This window comes from Gilliamella bombi (assembly GCF_900103255.1).
In the GTDB taxonomy this organism is placed as follows: domain Bacteria; phylum Pseudomonadota; class Gammaproteobacteria; order Enterobacterales; family Orbaceae; genus Gilliamella; species Gilliamella bombi.
In genome coordinates this window covers 12006-35457 of sequence record NZ_FMWS01000014.1, presented here as the reverse complement: position 1 = coordinate 35457, position 23452 = coordinate 12006, and the positions used below count along the sequence as shown (strand labels likewise).

Sequence of the window (23452 nt, the reverse complement as noted above, 5' to 3'; positions counted from 1 at the left end):
ATCGTTCCTTTTTGTCTAAAATCTCGATATTATTCAAGCTAGCGAGATTGCCACTTTGTAGTAACACTCATTCCTGGGCGGAGACCTGACACTTTATTAATTGGTTTAGCACGCATTTCAAAAGTCTTTAAGTCAAAATCACCCGTTGCTTTAGTCGCCTGCCAATTCGCATATTGACCTAAAGCATTTAATACAGTGACTTTAACATCTATAATCTGATTATTTAATGCCGGTACTCTTACTTGAAACGTATCACCAACTTTAAGGTTTCCCAGCAAATCTTCACGTATATTAAAAGTAAACCAAATATCATTTAAATCAATAATAGAATAAAGCGGAGTACCTGGACTGTATAATTGCCCTGTTTCAGCAACTCGAGTCGTAATTTGACCGTTAATTGGAGAAACTAAAGTTAATTCATTAACATCAGCTTTTACTTGCGCCAATGCTGCTTCTGATTGTTCAACTTGCACATCGGCTAATTTTTTCTGTTCTACACTGCTACCGTTTTCGGCTAGTGATAAGTTAGCTTTAGCGGCTTCATAAGCTTTCATGGCCGCTTGATATTGATTAAAGGATTCATCATAGCTTTGCTTTGAAACAGTGCCATTTTTAGCTAAGCGATTAATTCTTTCATAGCTAGTTTGAGCTAAATCTAAATCTGATTTAGCTTTATCTAACTGCGCTTTTTGCACATCAATTGTTTCTGGTCTAGTGCTATAAGTATTATCACGACTCGCCATTGCTACTTTTAATTGCGCTTCTGCTGTTGCAAGCTGAGCTAACAATGCAGGATTTGAAAGAGTAAGAAGAACTTCACCCTGCTTAACATCGTCACCAACATCATAATTAAATTGATTTACTCGACCTTGAACTCTGGCAGCAACATCAACACGATTAGATTCAACTTCACCTTGCAAAATAATAGTACTAGGTTGATAAGCAAAATATATAATAACAACCATAGCAATAACAGCAATGATCGCTACAATCAAAGAAAAACGTTTTTTATGCATAAATTGGGCTTATAAAGGTTAAAGCAAAATTGCAATAATAGTATTGAAAATAATATAAAGCCAAACACTTAAATACGCAATAAAATATATACTGTTATATGTGTTAACGATTAAAAAATATTTATCCTTTGTTAGGGATTGTTGATCTTTTGTATTCATGTATTAATCAACAATGCATTGGTAGCCACATAAGTATGAATGCCAGAGATAACATGCAGACATAATTCCTTTCTAATTTATCATATCTTATTAAAATAGAACGATAAGGGATAAATAAATCTTAAGTAATGATTGAGTACTACGAACACGGTAATATCCATGGAAAATAGGATTGTTGATATTTACTAAATTAGTATACTGGTATTAAAGGTGATGATTTCAGACAAAACATGAGAATATTAGCTCCATTCCATACATCTTTTCAATTCACCTAATAATGTGCTTGTATCAATTTTTAAGTTTTTAAAGAAATAGTTATTCATATCATGATTATGCACAGTGAATTGATGATTTCATGGGGATCAGTGACTACATAGTTATGACCTTGTATGGCTCCACAATGTAGACAAACATTTGCCATATAATGTTCATTGAGTGTTTTACTGTACTTCATTTTAACAGTTGGTACATTTAAGCTAAGCAGGCGATCAATACTGGAAATATCACCGACTCCAATCCCGTGTAATACAGAAAAAATTGGATCTAATTCGGATAGCTCGTAATACAAATAGTATGAATAGACTGGCGTTTCTTGCTGACATTTCCAACACTGTTTTTGCCATTGATAAATATTGACACCATATTTACGAATGAATTCATAAACTAATTCGGGGATCTTTAAAGTTGATTTACAAACTGGATAATGGGAGCAACCTGCAAATATCCCATATTTTCCGTCTCGTATAACATAATGTCCTTCACACATTTTACATTGGATGAATTTATTCATATTTGTAATTCTGTTATCTGCTGTTTAACAGCATATTACGTAACTTATAGCTATTTCACAATATATCACTTACCACAAATAATTCAATGCATTCTCCCCTCCCCAAGAAAGAGAGAGGAAAGACAGATTAAGACTTGAATTTGAGATTTAAAGCAACTATGGTAATCCAAACTCTTTGAATAATTGATTATGTTTCTCCTTTGCTTTTAGTGTGGCACTTTCTAATTCAATCAAATCATGTTGTGTTGCTTATAAATCTAACGGAAGTACATTCCAGTATTTTTTATAATATTTATATTGATATCTTTGACATAAACAATGACGTTATTAGGTGTTAAACATTGCTGTCTTCTTTTATTAATAAAATATTGAAAATGAATCTATTCAATTCTTAGTATCCATATTATGTCGTTTCTCAAATTTTTGTAAACAATACGAGTAATCCTTGCAACTAATTTTGCGATAAAATATAGGACATTATGAGCCCATATTCACAATTGAACTACGAAAACGCCTTAAAGCAATTAAAAAGAATACAGCACCAATTGCCAATAACCAAGCAAATGAAGTCCAAACAACGCGTAAGCCAGCACCTCGATACAGTATTGCCTGCCCTAATTCAACAAAATGCGTGGTTGGAGCAAACATCATAATGTTTTGCACAATTTCAGGCATGCTTTCACGCGGAGTACTACCCCCAGATAGCATTTGTAGTGGTAATAAAACTAAAATTAGTAACATTGCGAATTGGGCAGTGGATTTTGCTACTGTTGCCATAAATATCCCAAGTGACGTTGTAACAAAAAGATGCAATGCAGCTCCAATCAAAAATAAGCTTACCGAACCTGCAATTGGTACTTTTAGCCAACTATGAACAACTAACAACAATGCCACCCAAGTTGATATTAATACCACAAGTCCCATTGACCATACTTTGGAGAGCATAATTTCAAAAGGGGTAACAGGCATAGCAAGAAGATGGTCAATCGTACCATGTTCCCGCTCTTTCATTAAGGCTGCCCCAGTTAAAATAATAGATAATGTTGTCACAATATTGATAATCTCCATGACTGAACCAAACCAAGATCGCGTTAAATTAGGATTAAATGCAGTATGCACTTGTATATTAACTGGCAAATTAGTTGTCTTACTGTAACGATTAACATATTCAGTCACTTCACCAGTAACAATCTGTGTTATATAACCATTTCCAACAAACGCTTGTCCCATTCGTGTTGCATCAATATTAAGTTGAAGTTCTGGACTTTGGCTATTTAGCACATCACGCTGAAAATTAGGCGGAATATTTAAAGCAAACGTATAATTATCCGTATCCATACCATGATCAACATCGTTCATTGAGTATAATTTAACGGGATCATTAAACATCGGCGGATAAAATGCTGCAATAATTTGCCGTGATAACGGTGAGTCATCTTCATCAACAACTGCAATCGAAGCATGGTGCAACGAATCAGATGTAGCTGTTGCGGCAATGTAAATATCAAAGGTAAAGCAATAGGCAATTAACAACAACATGATAGGATCACGCAATAACCCCCATAACTCTTTTATTCCTAAGCGATAAATATTAATTAAACTTTGCATAATATCTATCCTTCTTGTTTTTTAAGAAGAAAAATACTTGCCCCAAGAACAATGGGGATTGTGACCAATAAAGCAAATATTGAATTATGCAAATCCATAAAACCAAGTGCTTTATTAAACACACCGCGAGCAATAATTAGCATATGTGTTGTTGGATAAACCTCACCAATATAACGACCACCACCTTCTAAAGATGCGACAGGATTGAGTAATCCCGAGAATTGAATTGCTGGTAGCATTGTACCTACACAAGTTAAAAAGATAACAGCAATTTGACTACGAGTAACAGTTGAAGCTAACAAACCAAAACCCGTTGAAATAATGCAATAAGCAAAGGCAGCAAGGCATAAAGTAAATAGACTTCCTTTTACGGGAACAGCAAAAATGGTGATTGCCATAAATAACAATAATAAAAAGCTAAACATGGAAATAATGATATAAGGCACTTGCTTACCTAGCAAAAATTCAGCTTTAGTTACTGGAGTTACATATAAATTGATAATTGAACCCATCTCTTTTTCACGCACAACCGATAAAGCTGCCAGCATAGATGGAATCATCAATAATAAAATTGGTATTACAGCCGGCACCATAGAAGGTAAGCTTTTAATATCAGGATTATAACGGTATCTTGTTTCTATATTTGCCAAACTAGTTGAGGATTTTCCTGTTACTTCTTTTACTTTTTCACTTAGCCAAGCAAGATGCATTCCTTGAACGTAACCTTTAATTGTTTCAGCTCGTAGCGGCATTGCCCCATCAATCCAAATAGCAATATCAACAGGATCACCTCGTTGTATATCTCGCCCAAAATTGGGAGGGATTTCAATCGCTAAAGCGATTTCATTACTTCTTAACCGCGCGTCCATATCGTTATAATCTGTAATTGGCGCTCTTTCAATAAAATAACGTTTAGAACCTGATAAATTAAGAATATAATTTTGACTAATTACACTTTGATCTCGATCAAGCACAGCAAAATTCAGATCTTCAACATCCATCGTAATACCATATCCCATAACTAACATTAAAATTGCTGAACCTAATAACGCTAATAATGCTCGTAAAGGATCTCTAGATAACTCAAGTGTTTCACGCCATAAGCAACCTATCATACGGTTAAGACTAAACCCTTGAACATGATGATGTGGTAATGTTTTTGTTGCTTGATTGAGTATTTCTTTTGGTGGTTCAACAGAGTGTTCTTCTGCATTACTATCATCAGCTCCTGCATCAACAAGATAGTTAATAAAGGCCTCTTCTAGTGTTTTAGCATTTTTGGAGCTGATAATGTTATCTGGCGTATCGCTTGCTAATACTTTACCTGCATGCATTAATGAAATTCTATCACACCTTGCAGCCTCATTCATAAAATGAGTTGTGATAAACACTGTTACTTTATCTTTTCTAGACAGTTCGATAATTAAACGCCAAAAATCATCTCGAGCAATCGGGTCAACGCCGGATGTTGGTTCATCAAGGATAAGAATCTGTGGATTATGCACAACAGCAACTGACAATGAAAGCCGTTGCTTTACCCCTAAAGGTAAGCTATCGGGTAGATTTTCTGCATCTTGTTCTAAACCAAAACGTTTTAGTAATTTTTCAATGCGGGCAGGTATTTTACTTTCTTCAATACCAAACAGGCGTGCATGTAGAACTAAATTTTGTTTGACCGTTAATTCACTATATAAAGAAAATGCCTGAGACATATACCCCAAATGACGCCTAACGTTAATATCACTAGCATCAACAGGTTTACCAAATAACCATGCTTCTCCTGATGAAATCGGCAATAAACCCGTTAACATTTTCATGGTGGTTGATTTACCACAGCCATTTGAACCTAAAAAGCCAAATATTTCACCTTGTTTAATTGAAAAATTAACATGATCAACTGCGATAAAATTACCAAATTGTTTAGTTAAATCTTTTGCTTCTATGGCTGTTTGCAAATCTTTATTAAGATCTAAAGGTGGAATTTCGACAGTTTGATAACCTTGTCTAGAACTTTCTGGCATTAGCTGAATGAATGCATCATCTAAATTATCTTTTCCTGTCTTAACTAGTAAGGATTTTGGTGTGCCAGTTTCAAGAATCTTACCGCCATACATCGCCACCAACCAATCAAAATTTTGAGCTTCGTCCATGTAGGCTGTTGCAACAATCACACTCATTTGGGGTCTTTGTTCACGAATTTTGTTAATTAACTGCCAAAATTGGGCTCTGGAAAGTGGATCCACCCCAGTTGTAGGTTCATCAAGAATTAACAAATCAGGATCGTGGATTAAAGCCGAACATAAGCTAACTTTTTGCTTCATACCACCGGACAGCCGCCCTGCTGGTCTTGATAAAAATGGATATAACCCAGTACTACGCGTTAATTCATCAATACGGCGTCGACGTTCGGCCGCATCATTACCAAACAGACGAGCAAAAAATTGTAAATTTTCTTCAACGGATAAAGTAGGATAAAGGTTTTTGCCTAACCCTTGCGGCATATAAGCAATACGTGTGCAAACATTTTTACGGTGTGTTTTATCTTTCATATCACCGTCAAGTACATATACTAACCCATCTTGAATAACATGCGAACCAGCAATTAATGATAATAAACTTGATTTTCCAACACCGTCTGGTCCTATCAATCCAACCATACATCTTGGCGGTATAGCTAAAGTGATACTATCAAGAGCAAGGTTCTTTTTATAATGCAGTGATACATCACTAATTTTTACCACTGCATCATCAAACGATTTAGCTTCGGTTGATAAAGCTAAATCTTTATTGTCGGATTCTGACATATGCTATCCCCAATTATTTTGTTGGACATTTTGCAATATCAGCTAAGCCTGACGGCCACGAAGCTTTTGGATCAAGTTTTACCCAAGCTACACCTGGTAAACCTGTTTTAACTTGATTTATAAAACATTTTAATAATTCAGGGCTTAATTGCGCTTTTACTCTAAACATCAATTTTTGACGCTCATCTTTAGTTTCAACAGTTTTAGGCGTAAACTGCGCAACGCTTGATACAAACGATATTTTGGCAGAAATTGCTTTATCTGGTAGTGCATCTAAAATCAATCTCACTTCATCACCAATACCCACTTTACCTGCGACCGTTTCAGGTAAAAAGAATGTAAGATAAACATCATACAAATTAACTAAATTTAATACTTTTCCGCCTGAAGGTAAAACTTCACCTAATTGTGCTATTCGGTATTGAATACGACCGTCAACAGGGGCATTTAAAGTACTATCATCAATATCAGCTTGAATTCTTTTAATATTAGCACTTGCAACATTGATTGCCGATGTGGCGCTATCAACCCCCGCTTCGGCTACTGCAATCGCTGCGTCAGCGGCAGTAACTTGTGATTTGGCTGAATCTAGTGCTGCTTTAGCATTGTTTACTTTAGCAGTATCGTCATCAAATTGTTGAATAGATATTGCACCTTTTTGATATAGTGCGGTAGTTCGTTGTAAATGTTTTGAGGCGATATCTAAGTCACTTTCCTTTTGGCTTACGCCTGCTTGCGCTGCAACTTTATCACTCATTTTTAATGCCACTTGCGCTTTAGCACTTGCTTCATTACTAACCGCTTGGCGGTATTGTGCTTGGGCTTCATTAAGTTGTGCTTGTAAGGTATCAGTTTGCATGACGACTAAAGCTTGACCGGCTTTAACAAAATCGCCCTCATCAACATTAATTTTTTCTATTCTACCAGCTAATTTAGCTGAAATATTGATTTCAGTCGCTTCAATACGTCCGTTGCCACTAATAAAATCTGAACCATACCCATCAGTTTTTAATTGCTGCCATAAAATAAAAATAATAGAAATAATAACAACTGCAATAACAATCCATTTCCTGCTTATATTTTTCATATAACACCTTATTTTTTTAAAACGATTCATAATAATTTTTAACGAGATAACAAATCGTTATGGCCTAATCAATTGCATCGTTTAAATAGTATCAAATGTTTATGGCAAATAATATCTGTTCATAAAACAATCGCAATAAAAGCTAAAAAAATAAGCAGGATGGTTTTATATTTTATTTATAGATTTGAAATTAATAACATCATTATATTATGCAATAAAGCTGATATGCTCATTGCAACTTGATAAGTTATTTATAATAAAAGACTTATTATTTTATATTTTCAAATAATTTATTAACAATATAAGGATGTAAAATAGCAACGGGTAACATATATAATTTCCCCCAGATATTGTGATTTTTAACTGATGCAATTAAATATACTGTATTTTTACTTATGTCATTACCTTTATCTACAACACGAATACAAACACATACATCTAAATGGCAATCTTTTACAACTAATGTCAGTTTATCGTTGGTTTCCTCTGTTATGGTAAAAAAATCGGCCATATTGCTTTCGTCTGGTTGATGCTTATTTTCCGCAGAACTATCAAATCCATTAATCGCTTTAACACCGATTAATTTCACTAAACAATCCCTTATTTTAAATAGTATTTTTAGCCATCTAGGTTGATAGGATGTCATCATTTTATAAGCTTCATAGGCTGTCAATTTTTTAGAAATATCTTTTTTTTGACAATCTAAATAATCGATTTCTTCTGCAATAAAGCTTACATTATCAGGTAATGTTTGCCGTACTTTCATAATATGATTTTGTCTGTTTTTCATATCATATTCTCCCTCCTTAAATTATATAAGTCAATTATCAAAAAATATAAGAACACATCATGTTATTTGATCCTTGCAAATCGGCAAACTTCTACTTAATCTTGTGATTTCCCGCTTCTAATTCTTTTAAACATTTGATATATAAGCTTTCTATATCGTTAGATTTCTCTCACTATTTATAAAAAATAGAATTTCCCATACTTTATTTCCAGCAAAACTCTTTAACCAGAATACCGTCTTCAACTTCTTTTAAGATCAATATGATTTAGTGCCTGTCATTTTCTCTTTTTACTTTTATCATGGAAAATTTTCTACTTTTTTGCTGTACTATTTTATAAAATAGCTACAATTGCTATCTTATTTACTTAAAAAATTATGGTTATAAGAAAGCTAGGTCTAATCTCCATCATGATGCGTAGAAATTTTGTTTGAATATATACTTTCAGTAACAATTCATTCGTGTCTTATTATTCGATTGACTTTAACTTCGATACAACTAATCACAATCCTATAATTTTACCAACACGTAACCAAATAATTTATCATCACCTTACAAACTTAAATGTCTTTTAATCCATAACTTTATCTTACAATAACCATTTTTATTCTTAAACTAGTACACTAGATGTTTTTTGTTTTTATCTCATAAACCTAATTGTGATGGAACTAAAATTTTTAATTCCATTTCTTGATAATTAACGTACGCACACAACTCTAGTTTCATTATGCACAAAATAATAGTGCCCAATATTACCTTGCTTTGAAAAAACAGTATAATTTTGTACTCCACCATAAAAAGGGTCAGCAGTCCAGTAATCAAAATTGATATCATCCCGTATAAAATCACTATTCACGTAGTATTCATTATCCGTATACCCCCACTCTGCAAAGAATCCTCCCCCGATCCGACGTTGGAAATTATTAGGTTGACCAGATAATCCTCCTGCCCAAGCAACAATATCATTATTTGCATTTGTCATTTCAACAATATGGGGAAGCCTATAACCATTTCCTAAACTACTACAGTACGCTTTGGCTGCCTCTAAACCTCCGCTATAAGTCGGCTTTGCAACAAACCATTTACTTATCATAAAACGGTATATAACATTTGTCTTTGCTTTATCTGAATAAATATTAAAGTAAGTTGGAACAACTGATGAGGTTTGACCTTTATTTGAATCACTAGGTCCGGTTAATTCTATTCTAGCAATATTGTAACGGCTTCCTTGTTTTATACTTAAATCTATATTTGAATCTGTTGGCCATTTGCTGTAAGTTAACTCTTTTGCCGATGCTCCTGCCACCGTTAAATCAAAGTACATCCCCTTAGCCCCTATAGTTGGGAAATTTGATGCGGGGGAATTTATATCTTGTGGTTTAAAGCCTTTATCATCATCCCACTGTTCAACTGGACCACGATAACTAACAAGTACATTTCCATTATACCTTAACGTTGGTTGAGCAAAGCATGCATAAGGAACTGCAACTTTAGGTGTTAGATAATAACTAACGCTTCCACCTTTAAACTCAGTTGATCTTGGCTTTCCGTATTGGGTAGATAAAATACCACTATCACTCGTTAAAGTGATTTTATAAGGCGAATAACAAGCATTTAATTCTGTATTCTCATTAACTATTTTTCCATCAACATTTTGCACGGTCATTGTAAGATTACCTGTTACAGAGATCGAACTATCGCCATCATCATCTTTCCAAAATTTGTTAGTTGATACTACATCTGTTAAAGTAACTACTGATTTCCCTTCGGGAATGAATTTCTTAATATCTTTCAGTTTTTGATCTACAGCAGGCAACTCAATTGGGTTATTTTCCGATGACGGATTATTACGGATACTATATTGCCTACCATCAGACAATGTAATACTCAATAAATGTTCTGTTGAATTTGCTTTAGTCCCCTTTCTATCAAACGATAAATAAGGCGCACTACCTTGAATTGTCTTTACTGTTATTGCTGATAGTGCAATTGCATTACTTGATATCGTTAAACCTAACAATACCAAAATCATTCCAAAAGCATAATTTTTTATATTTGGTTGCGTTAACCGTGGAATTAGTTTACAAAACTTTGCTATTTTAGTCAGAAACTTCGGTTTTATCCAAAGTAGCAAAAATGAAGTTTTAATTAAGTACAACTTGGAACTATAAAGACTTGAATACGTGAAAATTAACAGTATGTATAAAAATAACTTTTTAAGTTGTTCAGAGGGTGACCTGTGTACCTGTGTACCTTACTATTAATTATATCATTTCTTCGTCCATATTGCAATTTTTTCATCACTTAACCCTATGATTTTATATAATAAAATTTATTAAAGTTCTTTTATTAACTAATTACGTTTTGTGAAAATACGAGTAAATATTGCGCTTTTAAAAACATAAAATACTAATATTACCTATTCACAAAAAAATTAAAATAACTATAAACTAAACAACATAACTTTTTAAAGTAAATGAAATGATTAGATTTCTTGTAAATATATTGTAAATATAACATTAATTTAATTATTAAGAAAAGTGATTAATTAGAAATATATAAAATTTACTCACATTGTTTACAGTGATTAAAAAAATACTGTAATAAATATACATAAAAAAACAAAATTAACGCCTTATCATAGACAAGAGATATAGCAAAAGAAAAAATAACGGTCATTGATTTAGCTAAACGTTTTATTGCCATTCGTTAAGTCATTTATAACGTACTAAAAAGAACGATTGAAGCTGTTTGTGTTTTTAACCAGTAAGAAATGTAAGAATGAACGTTATAAAACCATTCGTTATGGAATTAAACGTCTGGTTAAAGTCGAAAAATGGATTGAAGATAAATTAAGACAGCAAGCTAAACGCTATAACAAAACCTATCCGGGAGAAATGCTACACGTTGATACCAAACGTTTACCTTTACTTAAAAATGAAACGAAACAGCAAACTAGAGAATATTTATTTGTCGGTATTGATGATTTTTCACGTGAGCTTTATGCGGGTATTTACCCTGATAAATCCCAATTTAGCGCGGCACAATTTTTACAAAACGATGTGTTAACCCAATGTCCTTATACTATTGAATGTGTTTATTCCGATAATGGACGTGAATATCAAGGCTCCAGCGAACACTTATTTGTTAAAACGTGTAACAACCACCGTATTAATCAAAAATTCACCAAACCCGCCTGCCCACAAACGAATGGGAAAGCCGAAAGAGTGATACGAACTTTGAATTGCGATGTGGCATAATCAGCATATATTTAGCGATTCAATAGATAGAAAACAAAAACTAAAACGCTTTATTAATTTTTATAATACCGTTAAACCACATAAAGCGATTTCAGGGAAAACGCCTTATGAGTTTTTAAAGGATTATTTTAACCATGAAGTGTAAACAACTCGGCGTTTTCCTACAGTTTATTACTAGCCAACTTAGTCAAGAAAGTTTGTATACAAAACATATACACAATTCAGTGCAACTTGATGCAAATAACTTTTAGCTTAGCTATTTATCTTATAATATTTTTTGGAATTAGATAAGAGTTTAAATAAGAAGAATGGTGGGTTGTGAGGGGATCGAACCCGCGACCAATTGATTAAGAGTCAACTGCTCTACCGACTGAGCTAACAACCCACTTAAACATTTCCGTTTATTTTATATAAATTATATTAATAATGCAAGTTATCAATTTAATTTTATTTGTCAGGAATTTTGATATAAATCTCAGAAATATCAAATTCAGTATTATAATATTGTAAAATAAAATTAGTTATAAAATCAATATTATTTATCTAACTAAAACTTGTTGTCATAATTTACATTAATTCGCAATTTAACTTTGGAGGCAAAAATGAAAGTATCATCAATTACAATGCTTATCTCAATGGGATTAGTAAGCTCTTTGGCTTATGCTCATACAGCAAATGAAATTATAATTCGTGGAGGACCGGTTTATGTTCATCCTCAAGATAAAAGTGATCATGTTAAAGTAGGTGGAGTAAAAAGCGATCTAAAAGCAAAGGCAGATAACGATACCCAACTTGGATTAAACTTTCAATATATGGTTACTGATAATATTGGTGTCGAATTGCTAGCTGCAACGCCTTTTAGCCATCAGCTTAAGTTAGGTGGTGGTAATTCAACAGGCCTTTCTGGTGCTCATTTAGGAAAAATTAAACACCTACCGCCAACATTAAGTGCTGTTTGGTATCCGCTTGATTCGCAATATGAGTTTCAACCTTATCTTGGAATGGGCATAAACTACACCTTCTTTTTTGATGAAAAACTCAATGGTGAAGCTAAAAAGGCTGGGTTCCATGGTTTAGATCTTGATAGTTCCTGGGGCTGGGCAGCACAGGTTGGTGCTGATTATACTTTCAATGAAAATTGGCTCGTTAATGCTCAAATACGTTATATTGATATTGAAACGAAAGCAACTACACATTTAGGCAATACAAAAGTAACAGCCAATTATAAGCTTGATCCTTGGGTTGCTATGATTGGAGTTGGGTACAAATTTTGATTTAATAAGTATAAAAGCCTCTCATTTGAGAGGCTTTTTATTATTAATATTAAAGATTTTTTATCAACAAATACTGTTCTTGCAGTTTGGCTTTATCATTAATATAACCTTGTTGTTTTTCTTTCTCTTTAGTGACCACTGCCGCAGGTGCTTTATCAACAAAGCTTGCGTTAGATAACTTGTTTGCAATCCGCATAATTTCACCTTCAATGCGTGCAATTTCTTTTTCTAAACGAGCAAGTTCATTTTCTTTATTAATTAATCCTGCCATAGGTATTAATAATTCTGCACCGTCAACTAATTTAGTTACTGATAAAGGTCCAGTTTCATTTTCATCTAATAAGACTATTTCAGATAATCTTGCTAATGATTCAATAAAACTAATATTATTACTAGTAATTCGATGCACTGTTGGTGACGCTTTACGAATTAATAACTGCAGAGGCTTACTTGGTGCAATGTTCATTTCTGCACGAATATTACGTACAGCAATTACCGCATCTTTTATCCAATTAATATCTGCAACTGCCTCATCATTTGAAGACTGGTTATCAAAAATAGGCATTGGTTGTAACATAATGGTATCAGCTTTAATACCCATTAGTAGTTTTACATTTTGCCAAATTTCTTCCGTTATAAATGGAATAATTGGATGAGCCAGACGTAATAGAGCTTCTAATACAGTCACTAACGTATGACGGGCAGCACGTTGCTGCGATGCTTCGCCATTAGCTAAAATGGATTTCGTTAGTTCTAAATACCAATCACAGAACTGGTTCCAAGTGAACTCATATAAAATATTAGCAGCCAAATCAAAACGATAAGTATCAAATGCCTCACGATAAGTTTTAACTGTTTGATTAAATTCAGCCAAAATCCATTTATCAGCTAGCGAATAATCTAAATCTCCTCCTTTAAAACCACAATCATGCTGCTCAGTATTCATTAACACATAACGGCTTGCATTCCATAGTTTATTACAGAAATTACGATAACCTTCTAAACGTTTTAAATCCCAATTAATATCACGCCCTGTTGATGCTAGTGCTGCGAGTGTAAATCGTAGCGCATCAGTACCATGCGCTTCAATGCCATTTGGAAATTGCTTTTCTGTTCGCTTAGCAATTTTCTCAGCAAGTTGTGGTTGCATCATATTGCCTGTTCGTTTTTTTAACAAATCAGCTAATGAAATACCATCAATCATATCTAAAGGATCGATAACGTTTCCTTTAGATTTTGACATTTTTTGTCCTTCTTCATCACGAATTAGACCTGTGACATACACCGTTTTAAATGGGACTTGCGGTTTTCCATGTTCATCTTTTATAAAATGCATGGTCATCATGATCATTCTAGCTACCCAGAAGAATATAATATCAAAACCGGTCACTAGCACATTCGTTGGATGGAACGTGGTTAAGTCGTCAGTATTTTCTGGCCAACCTAACGTTGAAAATGTCCAAAGCGCTGACGAGAACCAAGTATCAAGCACATCTTCATCTTGCTCTAACTCAATATCATTTGGCAAATTATTTTCACGTCGTACTTCAGCTTCATCACGCCCCACATATACATTACCTTGTTTATCATACCAAGCTGGAATACGGTGTCCCCACCATAATTGACGGGAAATACACCAATCTTGAATATCATTCATCCAAGAAAAATACATGTTTTCGTATTGTTTTGGTACGAACTGAATATCACCATTTTTGACGGCATCAATGGCTGGTTTTGCAAGCACTTTGGCTCGCACATACCATTGGTCCGTCAACATAGGTTCAATAACAACACCGCCACGATCACCATAAGGAATGGTTAAATCATGAGGTTCTATTTTTTCCAAAATACCTAGTTTTTCACATTGTGCAAGAACAGTTTTACGGGCAGCAAAACGCTCTAAATTCTGAAATTCTAATGGTATATCAGTTGAATATAACGTGCTAGGTTCCCCATTAGTATCAAATACTTCAGCTTGTGTACGAATATCACCATCAAAAGTTAGGATATTTATCATTGGTAACTGATGACGACGCCCAACTTCGTAGTCATTAAAGTCATGAGCAGGTGTGATTTTTACACAACCAGTACCTTTAGTCATATCGGCATGTTCATCACCAATAATAGGAATGCGACGATTTACGAACGGTAATACTACAAATTTACCAATCAGATCTTTATAGCGTGGATCTTCAGGGTTAACAGCAACACCTGTGTCACCGAATAGTGTTTCAGGACGAGTTGTGGCGACAACTAAATAATCTTTTCCTTCTGATGTTTTCATACCATCAGCAAGAGGATAACGTAAGTGCCACATTGAACCTTTTACTTCACGATTTTCGACTTCAAGATCAGAAATAGCTGTACGCAGTTTTGGATCCCAATTAACTAAACGTTTGCCGCGATAAATCAGATCTTCTTGATATAATCTAACAAAAACTTCCTTAACGGCATTGGATAAGCCTTGGTCCATTGTAAAACGCTCACGCTCCCAATCAACTGAATCCCCTAAACGGCGCATTTGCTTTGTAATGCTGCCACCTGACTCAGCTTTCCATTGCCAGATTTTTTCGATAAATACATCACGACCATAATCATGACGAGTTTTGTTTTCTTCTGCAGCAATTTTCCGCTCTACAACCATTTGCGTTGCTATACCTGCATGATCGGTTCCTGATTGCCACAAAGTATTATTGCCTTGCATACGATGATAACGAATTAAGGCATCCATAATAGTTTGTTGAAATGCATGCCCCATATGTAAACTCCCAGTTACATTTGGTGGTGGGATAGCAATACAGTAACTTGGTTGGGACTTATCGCCATTGGGTTTGAAATACCCACTTTCTTCCCAATGTTTGTAGATAGGTTGTTCAATTTCTTGTGGATTATAAGTCGTATTTTTCATAATTAATGCATAAATCCTGATTTAAGGCATAAAATTTTGACCATTCTACAGTAAAATAGCTAAACAATAAATTGGCAGAATAATAAACTCGTTGATTTAATCTTCTTAAAAAATTTTTATTACACGACAAATGACAAAAAAAACCGCTTTATATCAAGCGGTTTTATATATCTATCACGAAAATATTGTTATAACTAGGGATGTTGATATATAAAATTATCAATTAACCGTGTTTTACCAATATAAACGGCTAATGCACATAAGCTATCTTGCTCAAGCATATCAACCGATTGTAAAGATGCTAGATCAACAAATTCAATATAATCAATTTTAGCTAAGGGTTGATTGTTTATAAGCTCATGCATAACTTTTGTAATAACAGTTACTGACTTTTCTCCCTGCTTTATCATTGCTTTGGCACTTTCTATAGCTTGATAAAGGCAAACAGATGCGGATCGTTCGTTTTCGGACAAATAACTATTACGCGAGCTTTTAGCTAGCCCATCAGCTTCACGCACAATCGGACAACCAACAATCTCAATATTAAAATTCAGATCATTTACCATACGTTTAATTACAGCTAGCTGCTGTGCATCTTTCTGCCCAAAATAAGCACGATCAGGTTGCGTAATATTGAATAATTTTGTGACAACAGTGCAAACACCTTTAAAATGCCCTGGACGCTTTTGTCCACATAATGCGTTGGTTAAACCATTAACGTCAACATAGCTGCTAAAATTAGGAACATACATTTCATTAACCGTTGGGCAAAAAATCAAATCTACCCCCATCTGCTCACAAGCAACTTTATCTCTATTTAAATCACTAGGATAGCTGGCTAAATCCTCAGAAGGACCAAACTGGATAGGGTTAACAAAAATGCTCACAATTACTTTTTGGTTTTCCTTTTTAGCCGCAGCCATTAGACTTTGGTGACCCTCATGCAAATATCCCATTGTTGGAACAAGTCCTATACTATACCCAGCTTGACGCCAAGCTTTTACTTGTGCTTGGACTTCTTTAATTGTACTTACAATATTCATTTGTATTAGCCCTTATGGTTAATAGTAAATTCAAGCTTGAGTTTCTCTATAACATTATCTTCAATAGAAAACTCATGATTTGTAGCTGGGAACTGTCGATTATTAACTTCTTGGCAATACAATTTAAAAGCTTGTTTCATTTGTTCACCAATCGATGCAAAAGATTTCACAAATTTTGACGAAATACCATCATACATTGATAACATATCTTGATAAACTAGCACTTGCCCATCACAATCCCCCCCCGCTCCAATGCCAATCGTCGGAATATTAACTAATTGTGTGATAAATTTCGCTAAACCTGCCGGAACACACTCAAGCAAAATAGCTGCAGCACCAGCTTTTTCAACCGCTAATGCATCAAGAACAATATTTTTAGCATGTTCATAATCCTTACCTTGAACTTTATACCCACCTAAAGCAAGTACAGATTGTGGCATTAACCCAATATGCGCTACAACAGGAATAGATGCTTGTGTAATCATTTTGATATGTTCATAAAATGCTTGCCCACCTTCAAGTTTCACTGCTTGAGCTTGCCCTTCTTTGATTAAACGACCTGCATTTAAAACCGCATCATATACAGACGTGTGATAAGACATAAAAGGTAAATCTGTCACCACAAAAGCTGACTTAGCGGCTCTTGCTACTGCTTTGGAATGGTGAATCATATCCTCCATAGTAACCGATACAGTACTATCGTAACCTAACATCACCATTCCTAAAGAATCACCGACTAACAGACAATCTATACCACTTTCGTCCATTAATTTGGCTGTAGTATAATCGTATGCAGTTAACATGGTAATTTTTTGTTGATTTTGCTTGCGTTTTTGTAGTGTAAGAATTGTATTTTTCAAGGTAACAGCTCCAGCTCTAATTGTCGATAATCCTTATTTGGATGTTTTTTCCGACTAATATTAAGTAAAATAGTTGATAATTGTAGATAAATCGGCTTGAGTTCATCAGGCATTGCCATAATATGTTGTTTGATAGTTTCAATATCACCACGTTCGACAGGTCCAGTCAAAGCATTGATCACTCCTACTTTACCAATATTATTTGCATTTCCTAGAAATAATGGATGCCAAGCCTGTTCACTAAATTCAGCATCTAGTGTACATTGTTTAAACAAATCAACACCAATTTGAACCAATGCAATAACTTGATTGCTTAACATAACACAAGCAGCATGATACAACGGTTTTTTACTTGCAGGTAAAATTGCTAAAGGATTATTTAGTGGAGCTAATGTGGCTCGTAATTGAGGGATAATATTTTCATTTGCTTCAAGAGTAAAAGAGATACCTGACATTGCCATATAGCAACTAAATCTATCATAAATAGCATATAAAGGATGCAACGAAAACGCAAATGGGTGAACAACCTTATGTTGACTAAAAATATGCGATGTTAACAGACCACTACAATGACCAATCCATTTGTTAGCAATAGATAATTGACAAAGTTCTTGCCAAACTGTGACTATTTGACCATCAGGTACTGTGACTAATATGCAATCACTATCATTAACTAATTCAGGTAAAAAAGTATAATGTTGGCTTTGAGTAAAATCACTTGCCTCTTTTGCATGTTCATAGGTTTGGCTATAAAATCCAGAAATCTGCATTCCACATAAAGAAAAATACTTAGCTAAAGTACAACCTACTTTACCTGCACCGATAAAACCAATAATCATTACAACTGTAAATTATTTGAAGTCGTTGCATTATAGCTTAATCAGCTTGATATTCAATCAAATTAGATATCAATAACATTTAAAATAAATTAGTAAGATATAATTTTAATAATTATAAAATTAAAAGAAAAAACAGTAGATTATTTTATTAATTAGATACAGAAAGAAGGAAACAACACATGAAATGTAACCATTTGGTATCTTTTGAAGATTACCAGAACCAAACGATGTAAAAGCTCAAGAAATATTTTTCAGTATAAAATTGTTACATATTTTTTATCATAAATTCATTTATTTCATCTAAAAACAAATTACCATATTTTTGTAACTTAATTTTACCCACACCAGTAATGTTAATTAGCTGTTTTTTACTTTCAGGTTTAGTCTGAACCATCTCAAGCAATGTTGCATCACTAAAAACAATATAGGGAGGAATATCTTCAACATCGGCAATACTTTTGCGTAATCTTTTGAGATTATTAAATAAAATACGTTCTTCGTAAGATAGAATTGTTGTTAAATTAATCGCTCTTGCATAGCGATTAATTCTGCTTTTCTTAACAATTTCTAAACGTGGTTTAGCTAATGATAATGATATTTCACCTCTAAGTATTAGACGCGCTTTTTGTGTTAACTGAAGCGTAGTAAATGCAGATATATTTTGACTTAAATACCCCAAATAAACTAGTTGTCTAATAACACTAAGCCAATAATCTGATGAATACTGCTTACCGATACCATAAACCGATAACTTATCATGACCATTTTCTTTAATTTGAGATCGCCCAGAACCACGTAACACGTCAATAATATATTGAGCACCATAATGCTGTTCTACACGATAAACACAAGATAAAACTTTTTGTGCATCAATTAAACCGTTATAAAGCTCTGGAGGATATAAACAAACATCGCAGTTATTACATGGTTCGGTCCTCTCTTCACCAAAATAATTAAGCAACACAATGCGCCGACAAGTCAAACTTTGTGCAAAAGCCTCCATTGCATTGATCTTTTGTAATTCTATATCTTGATGTTGACCATTCCCTTTTTTAATAACTTGTTGCTGATACCAATTAAGATCTTTACTATTAAATAATAGTATAGCTTCAGCTGGTACACCATCACGACCTGCACGGCCTGTTTCTTGATAATAAGATTCAATCGTTCTTGGGCTATCAGCATGAACAACAAAACGCACATTAGGTTTGTTAATTCCCATACCAAATGCAACGGTAGCTACAATAATTTGCACATTATCTTTTATAAAATCTTCTTGGGCCTGTTGACGTTCATTATTAGTCAACCCAGCATGATAAGCCTTAACAGAAAACCCACGGGAAGCAAGCCTAGTTGTCATATCTTCAACTCTAGAACGGCTTGAACAATAAATAATTCCACTATTACCTTTTTGCGTCTCAATAAAAGAAACAACTTGTTCAAATTGATTAAATTTTTCAACAACTGTATAACGAATATTAGACCGATCAAAGCTTCTTACTACAACCAATGGATTAACCAAATTAAGTTGATGAATAATATCCTTTTGTGTCATTGTGTCTGCTGTTGCAGTCAATGCAACAATAGGGACTTTAGGGAAACGAATAGAAAGTTGTCCTAATTGCCTATAATCAGGCCTAAAATCATGCCCCCATTGAGAAATGCAATGCGCCTCATCAATAGCTATTAATGAAGGAGGATACTCATCAATTAATGAAGAAAAAGAGTAAACACCCAATCTTTCAGGAGAAACGTATAATAGTTTTATTGAATGATCCAAATATTGCTTGATAACTTTTTGTTGTTCTATAGATGATTGTGAGGCATTAAGATAGGCAGCAGCAATACCATTAGCTAATAATTGATCAACCTGATCTTTCATCAAAGAAATTAAGGGTGAAACAACTATTGCTGTTCCTGGTAATAAAACTGCGGGAATTTGATAACATAAAGATTTTCCGCCCCCAGTTGGAATAATTGTTAAAGTATCACGACCATCAATAATAGATTCAATAATTTCTCTTTGTTGATTTCGAAATGACTTGTAACCAAAAACATTTTGTAAAACATCTTCAATATGATCTTTTATTGACATACTAACCTAAACATATAAAATCCGACTTGGGCTAGCGAGTATAGCTAAATTAAAGTAAACAAACCACCATCAATTTTCGAAAACTGGTAATTCAATCCGAAAAATAAAATGTTTTTTAAACAGCTGCATTAAACAATATCTATTGTAATTTTTAGAATTTATTACATATAATGTTAATTCTATAATAAATTTAGTTCAACAGACTAAAAAAAAAGCTATTTTTTTATTTTTTTACTTGATACAAACCGATTTGACAGTTAATATTTACGTGTTTCAAATATACGCCCGTAGCTCAGTTGGTTAGAGCATCACCTTGACATGGTGGGGGTCAGTGGTTCGAGTCCACCCGGGCGTACCATATGATGGTCTATTTAAAATTACCCAAATAAACCAGATTATCATCTATTCAATTAAAATTCAGCTGTATTAAGCCCTAGCCATACCCCCTATTACTGATATGAGAAAAATAGTCAAAATAAACATCGTAAAAAATTACCTAACCTGTACTAATTTATATTTGCTTCATTAATTTATTTTTAGTTTATCATAACAATGACCTTATAAAACTGGTACTAATTAGTGTAGCCGATCCAGAATTTGTTGATTTAAAGTCATATATTTTGTAATAACATATTTTTTAACAAAAATTCAATTTTAGAATCTTGGCAATTACTAACATTTATAAAAAACTCCTACAAACAAAGATCACCTTATAGCTCAAATGAATATCATTATAATAATTAATTAGTACCATCTTTTTAGGTAGTATTTATAATGATAAATATGATTAAGTAATTAGAGAGAGTTTCTCTTGAGCTAATTGAAACTAAAGAAGGACTTTATTATGAGTAAGATTTTTGATGATAATTCACAAACTATTGGGTATACACCATTAGTGAGATTAAAGCATTTTGGTAACGGTAATATTTTAGCCAAAGTTGAGTCTCGCAATCCAAGTTTTAGCGTCAAATGCCGCATTGCCTCAAACATGATTTGGGATGCTGAAAAGCGTGGTTTATTAACTACTGATGTTGAATTAATTGAACCAACAAGTGGTAATACTGGAATTGCACTTGCAGCTGTAGCCGCTGCTCGAGGCTATAAACTAACTTTAACCATGCCTGAAAGCATGAGTATTGAACGCAGAAAGCTACTAAAAGCCTTAGGAGCTAACTTAGTATTAACTGAAGCTGCTAAAGGTATGAAAGGTGCAATCGAAAAAGCAGAGGAAATGATGGCAAGGGATCCTAAAAAGAACCTGATGCTACAACAATTTAGTAATCCTGCTAATCCAGAAATTCACGAAAAAACAACGGGTCCTGAAATTTGGCAAGATACCGATGGTAAAGTCGATATTTTTATTGCTGGAGTAGGAACGGGCGGTACATTTACAGGTGTAACACGTTATATCAAAAAAACGCAGGGTAAAAATATAACTGCTGTTGCCATTGAGCCAACCAACTCACCAGTAATCAGTCAAACACTAGCAGGTGAACCAATTAAGCCGGGACCTCACAAAATTCAAGGTATTGGAGCTGGTTTTATTCCTGCAAATCTTGATTTAAGTTTAATTGATGTGGTGGAAAAAGTATCAAATGAAGAAGCGATCAAAACAGCCCGTAATTTGATGGAAAAAGAAGGTATTTTAGCAGGAATTTCATCTGGTGCCGCCGTTTATGCTGCCGATCGATTAGCAAAATTACCAGAAAATGCTAATAAAACTATTGTAGTCATTTTACCTTCTTCTGGTGAACGCTACTTAAGTACTGACTTATTTAGTGGCATGTTTACTGAAAAAGAGCTCGGTTAAATTCCAAATAGAATTAAACTTGATTAATAAAAAAGCGTGGCTGATCAAATAGCCACGCTTTTTGTTGACATAAACTAGTATAATTTTAACTGTTCAATTATCCTGAATTATCCCAAAATGACGATAAGCATGTGGTGTTGCAATTCTACCACGTGGCGTTCTTTGAATATAACCTTGCTGAATTAAAAAAGGTTCAAGTACATCTTCGATCGTTTCACGCTCTTCACCAATTGCCGCGGCAATGTTATCTAAACCAACAGGGCCACCCATAAATTTTTCTATAATGGCCAGTAATAATTTGCGATCCATATAATCAAAACCTTCATTATCAACATCAAGCATATCTAGCGCTTGAATAGCAATTTTTTTGTCGATAACACCTTTTGATTTTACATCGGCATAATCGCGCACTCGGCGCAAAAGTCGATTTGCAATTCGGGGGGTACCGCGTGAACGTTGGGCAATTAAATGCGCACCTTCGTCTGACAGATCCATGCCCAAAAATTTAGCGCTACGGCTAACAATATATTCCAAATCCTCAACCCGATAAAACTCAAGTCTTTGTACAATACCAAAACGATCCCGCAATGGCGAAGTTAACGACCCTGCACGAGTTGTTGCACCTATTAATGTAAAGGGGGGAAGATCGATTTTGATTGAACGTGCAGCAGGTCCTTCACCAATCATAATATCTAATTGATAATCTTCCATAGCTGGATATAAAATTTCTTCAACTACAGGCGAAAGCCGATGAATCTCATCAATAAACAGCACATCGTTTGGCTCTAGATTAGTTAGCATAGCGGCTAAATCGCCGGCTTTTTCTAAAACAGGGCCTGATGTAGTGCGTAAATTTACATTCATTTCGTTTGCGACAATATTAGCCAATGTAGTTTTTCCAAGCCCTGGAGGACCAAAAATAAGCACATGATCAAGTGCATCACTGCGTTGTTTAGCGGCTTGAATAAATATCTTCATTTGCTCACGAACTTGCGGTTGACCAATGTATTCGTCTAAATATTTTGGACGAATTGCACGATCTAATGACTCTTCTTCCTTTTGCGCTTGTGGTGCAATCAAACGATCCGCTTCAATCATAATAAATCTCTAT

The 23452-nt window shown here is 34.1% G+C and carries 17 protein-coding genes, 2 tRNA genes and 1 pseudogene; 5 read left to right on the top strand and 15 right to left on the bottom strand.

Annotated elements, in window-relative coordinates; all coding sequences use genetic code 11:
* Window positions 1–38 precede the first annotated feature (38 nt).
* From B9N71_RS02740 to B9N71_RS02710, 8 genes and pseudogenes are all read right to left on the bottom strand, one after another.
* Window positions 39–1016: an HlyD family secretion protein gene (locus B9N71_RS02740; RefSeq protein WP_085164027.1), complete on the bottom strand. Its 978-nt coding sequence runs from the start codon at window positions 1014–1016 to the stop codon at window positions 39–41.
* Between the two features lie 166 nt (window positions 1017–1182).
* Window positions 1183–1281 (bottom strand): annotated as a pseudogene (locus B9N71_RS12745) (IS5/IS1182 family transposase); the annotation flags it as partial.
* A 213-nt stretch (window positions 1282–1494) separates the two neighbouring features.
* The gene (locus B9N71_RS02735; RefSeq protein ID WP_085164026.1) at window positions 1495–1965 is read right to left on the bottom strand and encodes a topoisomerase DNA-binding C4 zinc finger domain-containing protein; all 471 of its coding nucleotides are present in this window, start codon (window positions 1963–1965) and stop codon (window positions 1495–1497) included.
* A gap of 477 nt (window positions 1966–2442) precedes the next feature.
* Complete coding sequence (locus B9N71_RS02730) at window positions 2443–3573, bottom strand: ABC transporter permease (protein ID WP_085164025.1); 1131 nt, start codon at window positions 3571–3573, stop codon at window positions 2443–2445.
* 5 nt (window positions 3574–3578) lie between these two features.
* Window positions 3579–6377, bottom strand: a complete 2799-nt coding sequence (gene rbbA, locus B9N71_RS02725; protein WP_085164024.1) for a ribosome-associated ATPase/putative transporter RbbA — start codon at window positions 6375–6377, stop codon at window positions 3579–3581.
* 13 nt (window positions 6378–6390) lie between these two features.
* The gene (locus B9N71_RS02720; RefSeq protein WP_085164023.1) at window positions 6391–7464 is read right to left on the bottom strand and encodes an HlyD family secretion protein; all 1074 of its coding nucleotides are present in this window, start codon (window positions 7462–7464) and stop codon (window positions 6391–6393) included.
* A 268-nt stretch (window positions 7465–7732) separates the two neighbouring features.
* Entirely contained in the window at window positions 7733–8254 is a 522-nt protein-coding gene (locus B9N71_RS02715) for a DUF2867 domain-containing protein (protein ID WP_085164022.1), read from the bottom strand.
* 695 nt (window positions 8255–8949) lie between these two features.
* Window positions 8950–10278: a hypothetical protein gene (locus tag B9N71_RS02710; RefSeq protein ID WP_085164021.1), complete on the bottom strand. Its 1329-nt coding sequence runs from the start codon at window positions 10276–10278 to the stop codon at window positions 8950–8952.
* 715 nt (window positions 10279–10993) lie between these two features.
* Between B9N71_RS02710 and B9N71_RS13220 the strand changes: the two genes are divergently transcribed.
* Both B9N71_RS13220 and B9N71_RS13465 read left to right on the top strand, forming a co-directional pair.
* Window positions 10994–11512, top strand: coding sequence for a DDE-type integrase/transposase/recombinase (locus tag B9N71_RS13220; RefSeq protein ID WP_208610413.1), 519 nt, complete (start codon window positions 10994–10996; stop codon window positions 11510–11512).
* Window positions 11502–11657, top strand: coding sequence for an integrase core domain-containing protein (locus B9N71_RS13465; protein WP_141672694.1), 156 nt, complete (start codon window positions 11502–11504; stop codon window positions 11655–11657). Before B9N71_RS13220 ends, B9N71_RS13465 begins: the two co-directional genes overlap by 11 nt.
* 164 nt (window positions 11658–11821) lie before the next feature.
* Here B9N71_RS13465 and B9N71_RS02700 read toward each other — a convergent pair.
* Window positions 11822–11897: transfer RNA gene (locus B9N71_RS02700), tRNA-Lys, on the bottom strand.
* 217 nt (window positions 11898–12114) lie between these two features.
* Between B9N71_RS02700 and B9N71_RS02695 the strand changes: the two genes are divergently transcribed.
* Entirely contained in the window at window positions 12115–12786 is a 672-nt protein-coding gene (locus B9N71_RS02695) for an OmpW family outer membrane protein (protein ID WP_085164020.1), read from the top strand.
* 49 nt (window positions 12787–12835) lie between these two features.
* Here the strand turns inward: B9N71_RS02695 and B9N71_RS02690 are convergent, their stop codons facing one another.
* From B9N71_RS02690 to recQ, 5 genes are all read right to left on the bottom strand, one after another.
* A complete protein-coding gene (locus B9N71_RS02690; protein ID WP_085164019.1) occupies window positions 12836–15694 on the bottom strand; it encodes a valine--tRNA ligase in 2859 nt (952 codons plus the stop codon).
* A 194-nt stretch (window positions 15695–15888) separates the two neighbouring features.
* Window positions 15889–16737 (bottom strand): pantoate--beta-alanine ligase, encoded by an 849-nt coding sequence (panC, locus tag B9N71_RS02685; protein ID WP_085164018.1) that lies wholly within the window; start codon window positions 16735–16737, stop codon window positions 15889–15891.
* 5 nt (window positions 16738–16742) lie between these two features.
* Complete coding sequence (gene panB / locus B9N71_RS02680; protein WP_065574775.1) at window positions 16743–17597, bottom strand: 3-methyl-2-oxobutanoate hydroxymethyltransferase; 855 nt, start codon at window positions 17595–17597, stop codon at window positions 16743–16745.
* Complete coding sequence (locus B9N71_RS02675) at window positions 17594–18436, bottom strand: Rossmann-like and DUF2520 domain-containing protein (protein ID WP_085164017.1); 843 nt, start codon at window positions 18434–18436, stop codon at window positions 17594–17596. Before B9N71_RS02675 ends, panB begins: the two co-directional genes overlap by 4 nt.
* Window positions 18437–18701: 265 nt before the next feature.
* A complete protein-coding gene (gene recQ, locus B9N71_RS02670) occupies window positions 18702–20531 on the bottom strand; it encodes a DNA helicase RecQ (RefSeq protein WP_085164016.1) in 1830 nt (609 codons plus the stop codon).
* Window positions 20532–20812: 281 nt separating this feature from the next.
* Between recQ and B9N71_RS02665 the strand changes: the two genes are divergently transcribed.
* A tRNA-Val gene (locus B9N71_RS02665) sits at window positions 20813–20889 on the top strand.
* Between the two features lie 486 nt (window positions 20890–21375).
* Window positions 21376–22341, top strand: coding sequence for a cysteine synthase A (gene cysK / locus B9N71_RS02660; RefSeq protein WP_065589751.1), 966 nt, complete (start codon window positions 21376–21378; stop codon window positions 22339–22341).
* A 93-nt stretch (window positions 22342–22434) separates the two neighbouring features.
* Here the strand turns inward: cysK and ruvB are convergent, their stop codons facing one another.
* Window positions 22435–23439: a Holliday junction branch migration DNA helicase RuvB gene (gene ruvB, locus B9N71_RS02655; RefSeq protein ID WP_034912838.1), complete on the bottom strand. Its 1005-nt coding sequence runs from the start codon at window positions 23437–23439 to the stop codon at window positions 22435–22437.
* Window positions 23440–23452: the final 13 nt, after the last annotated feature.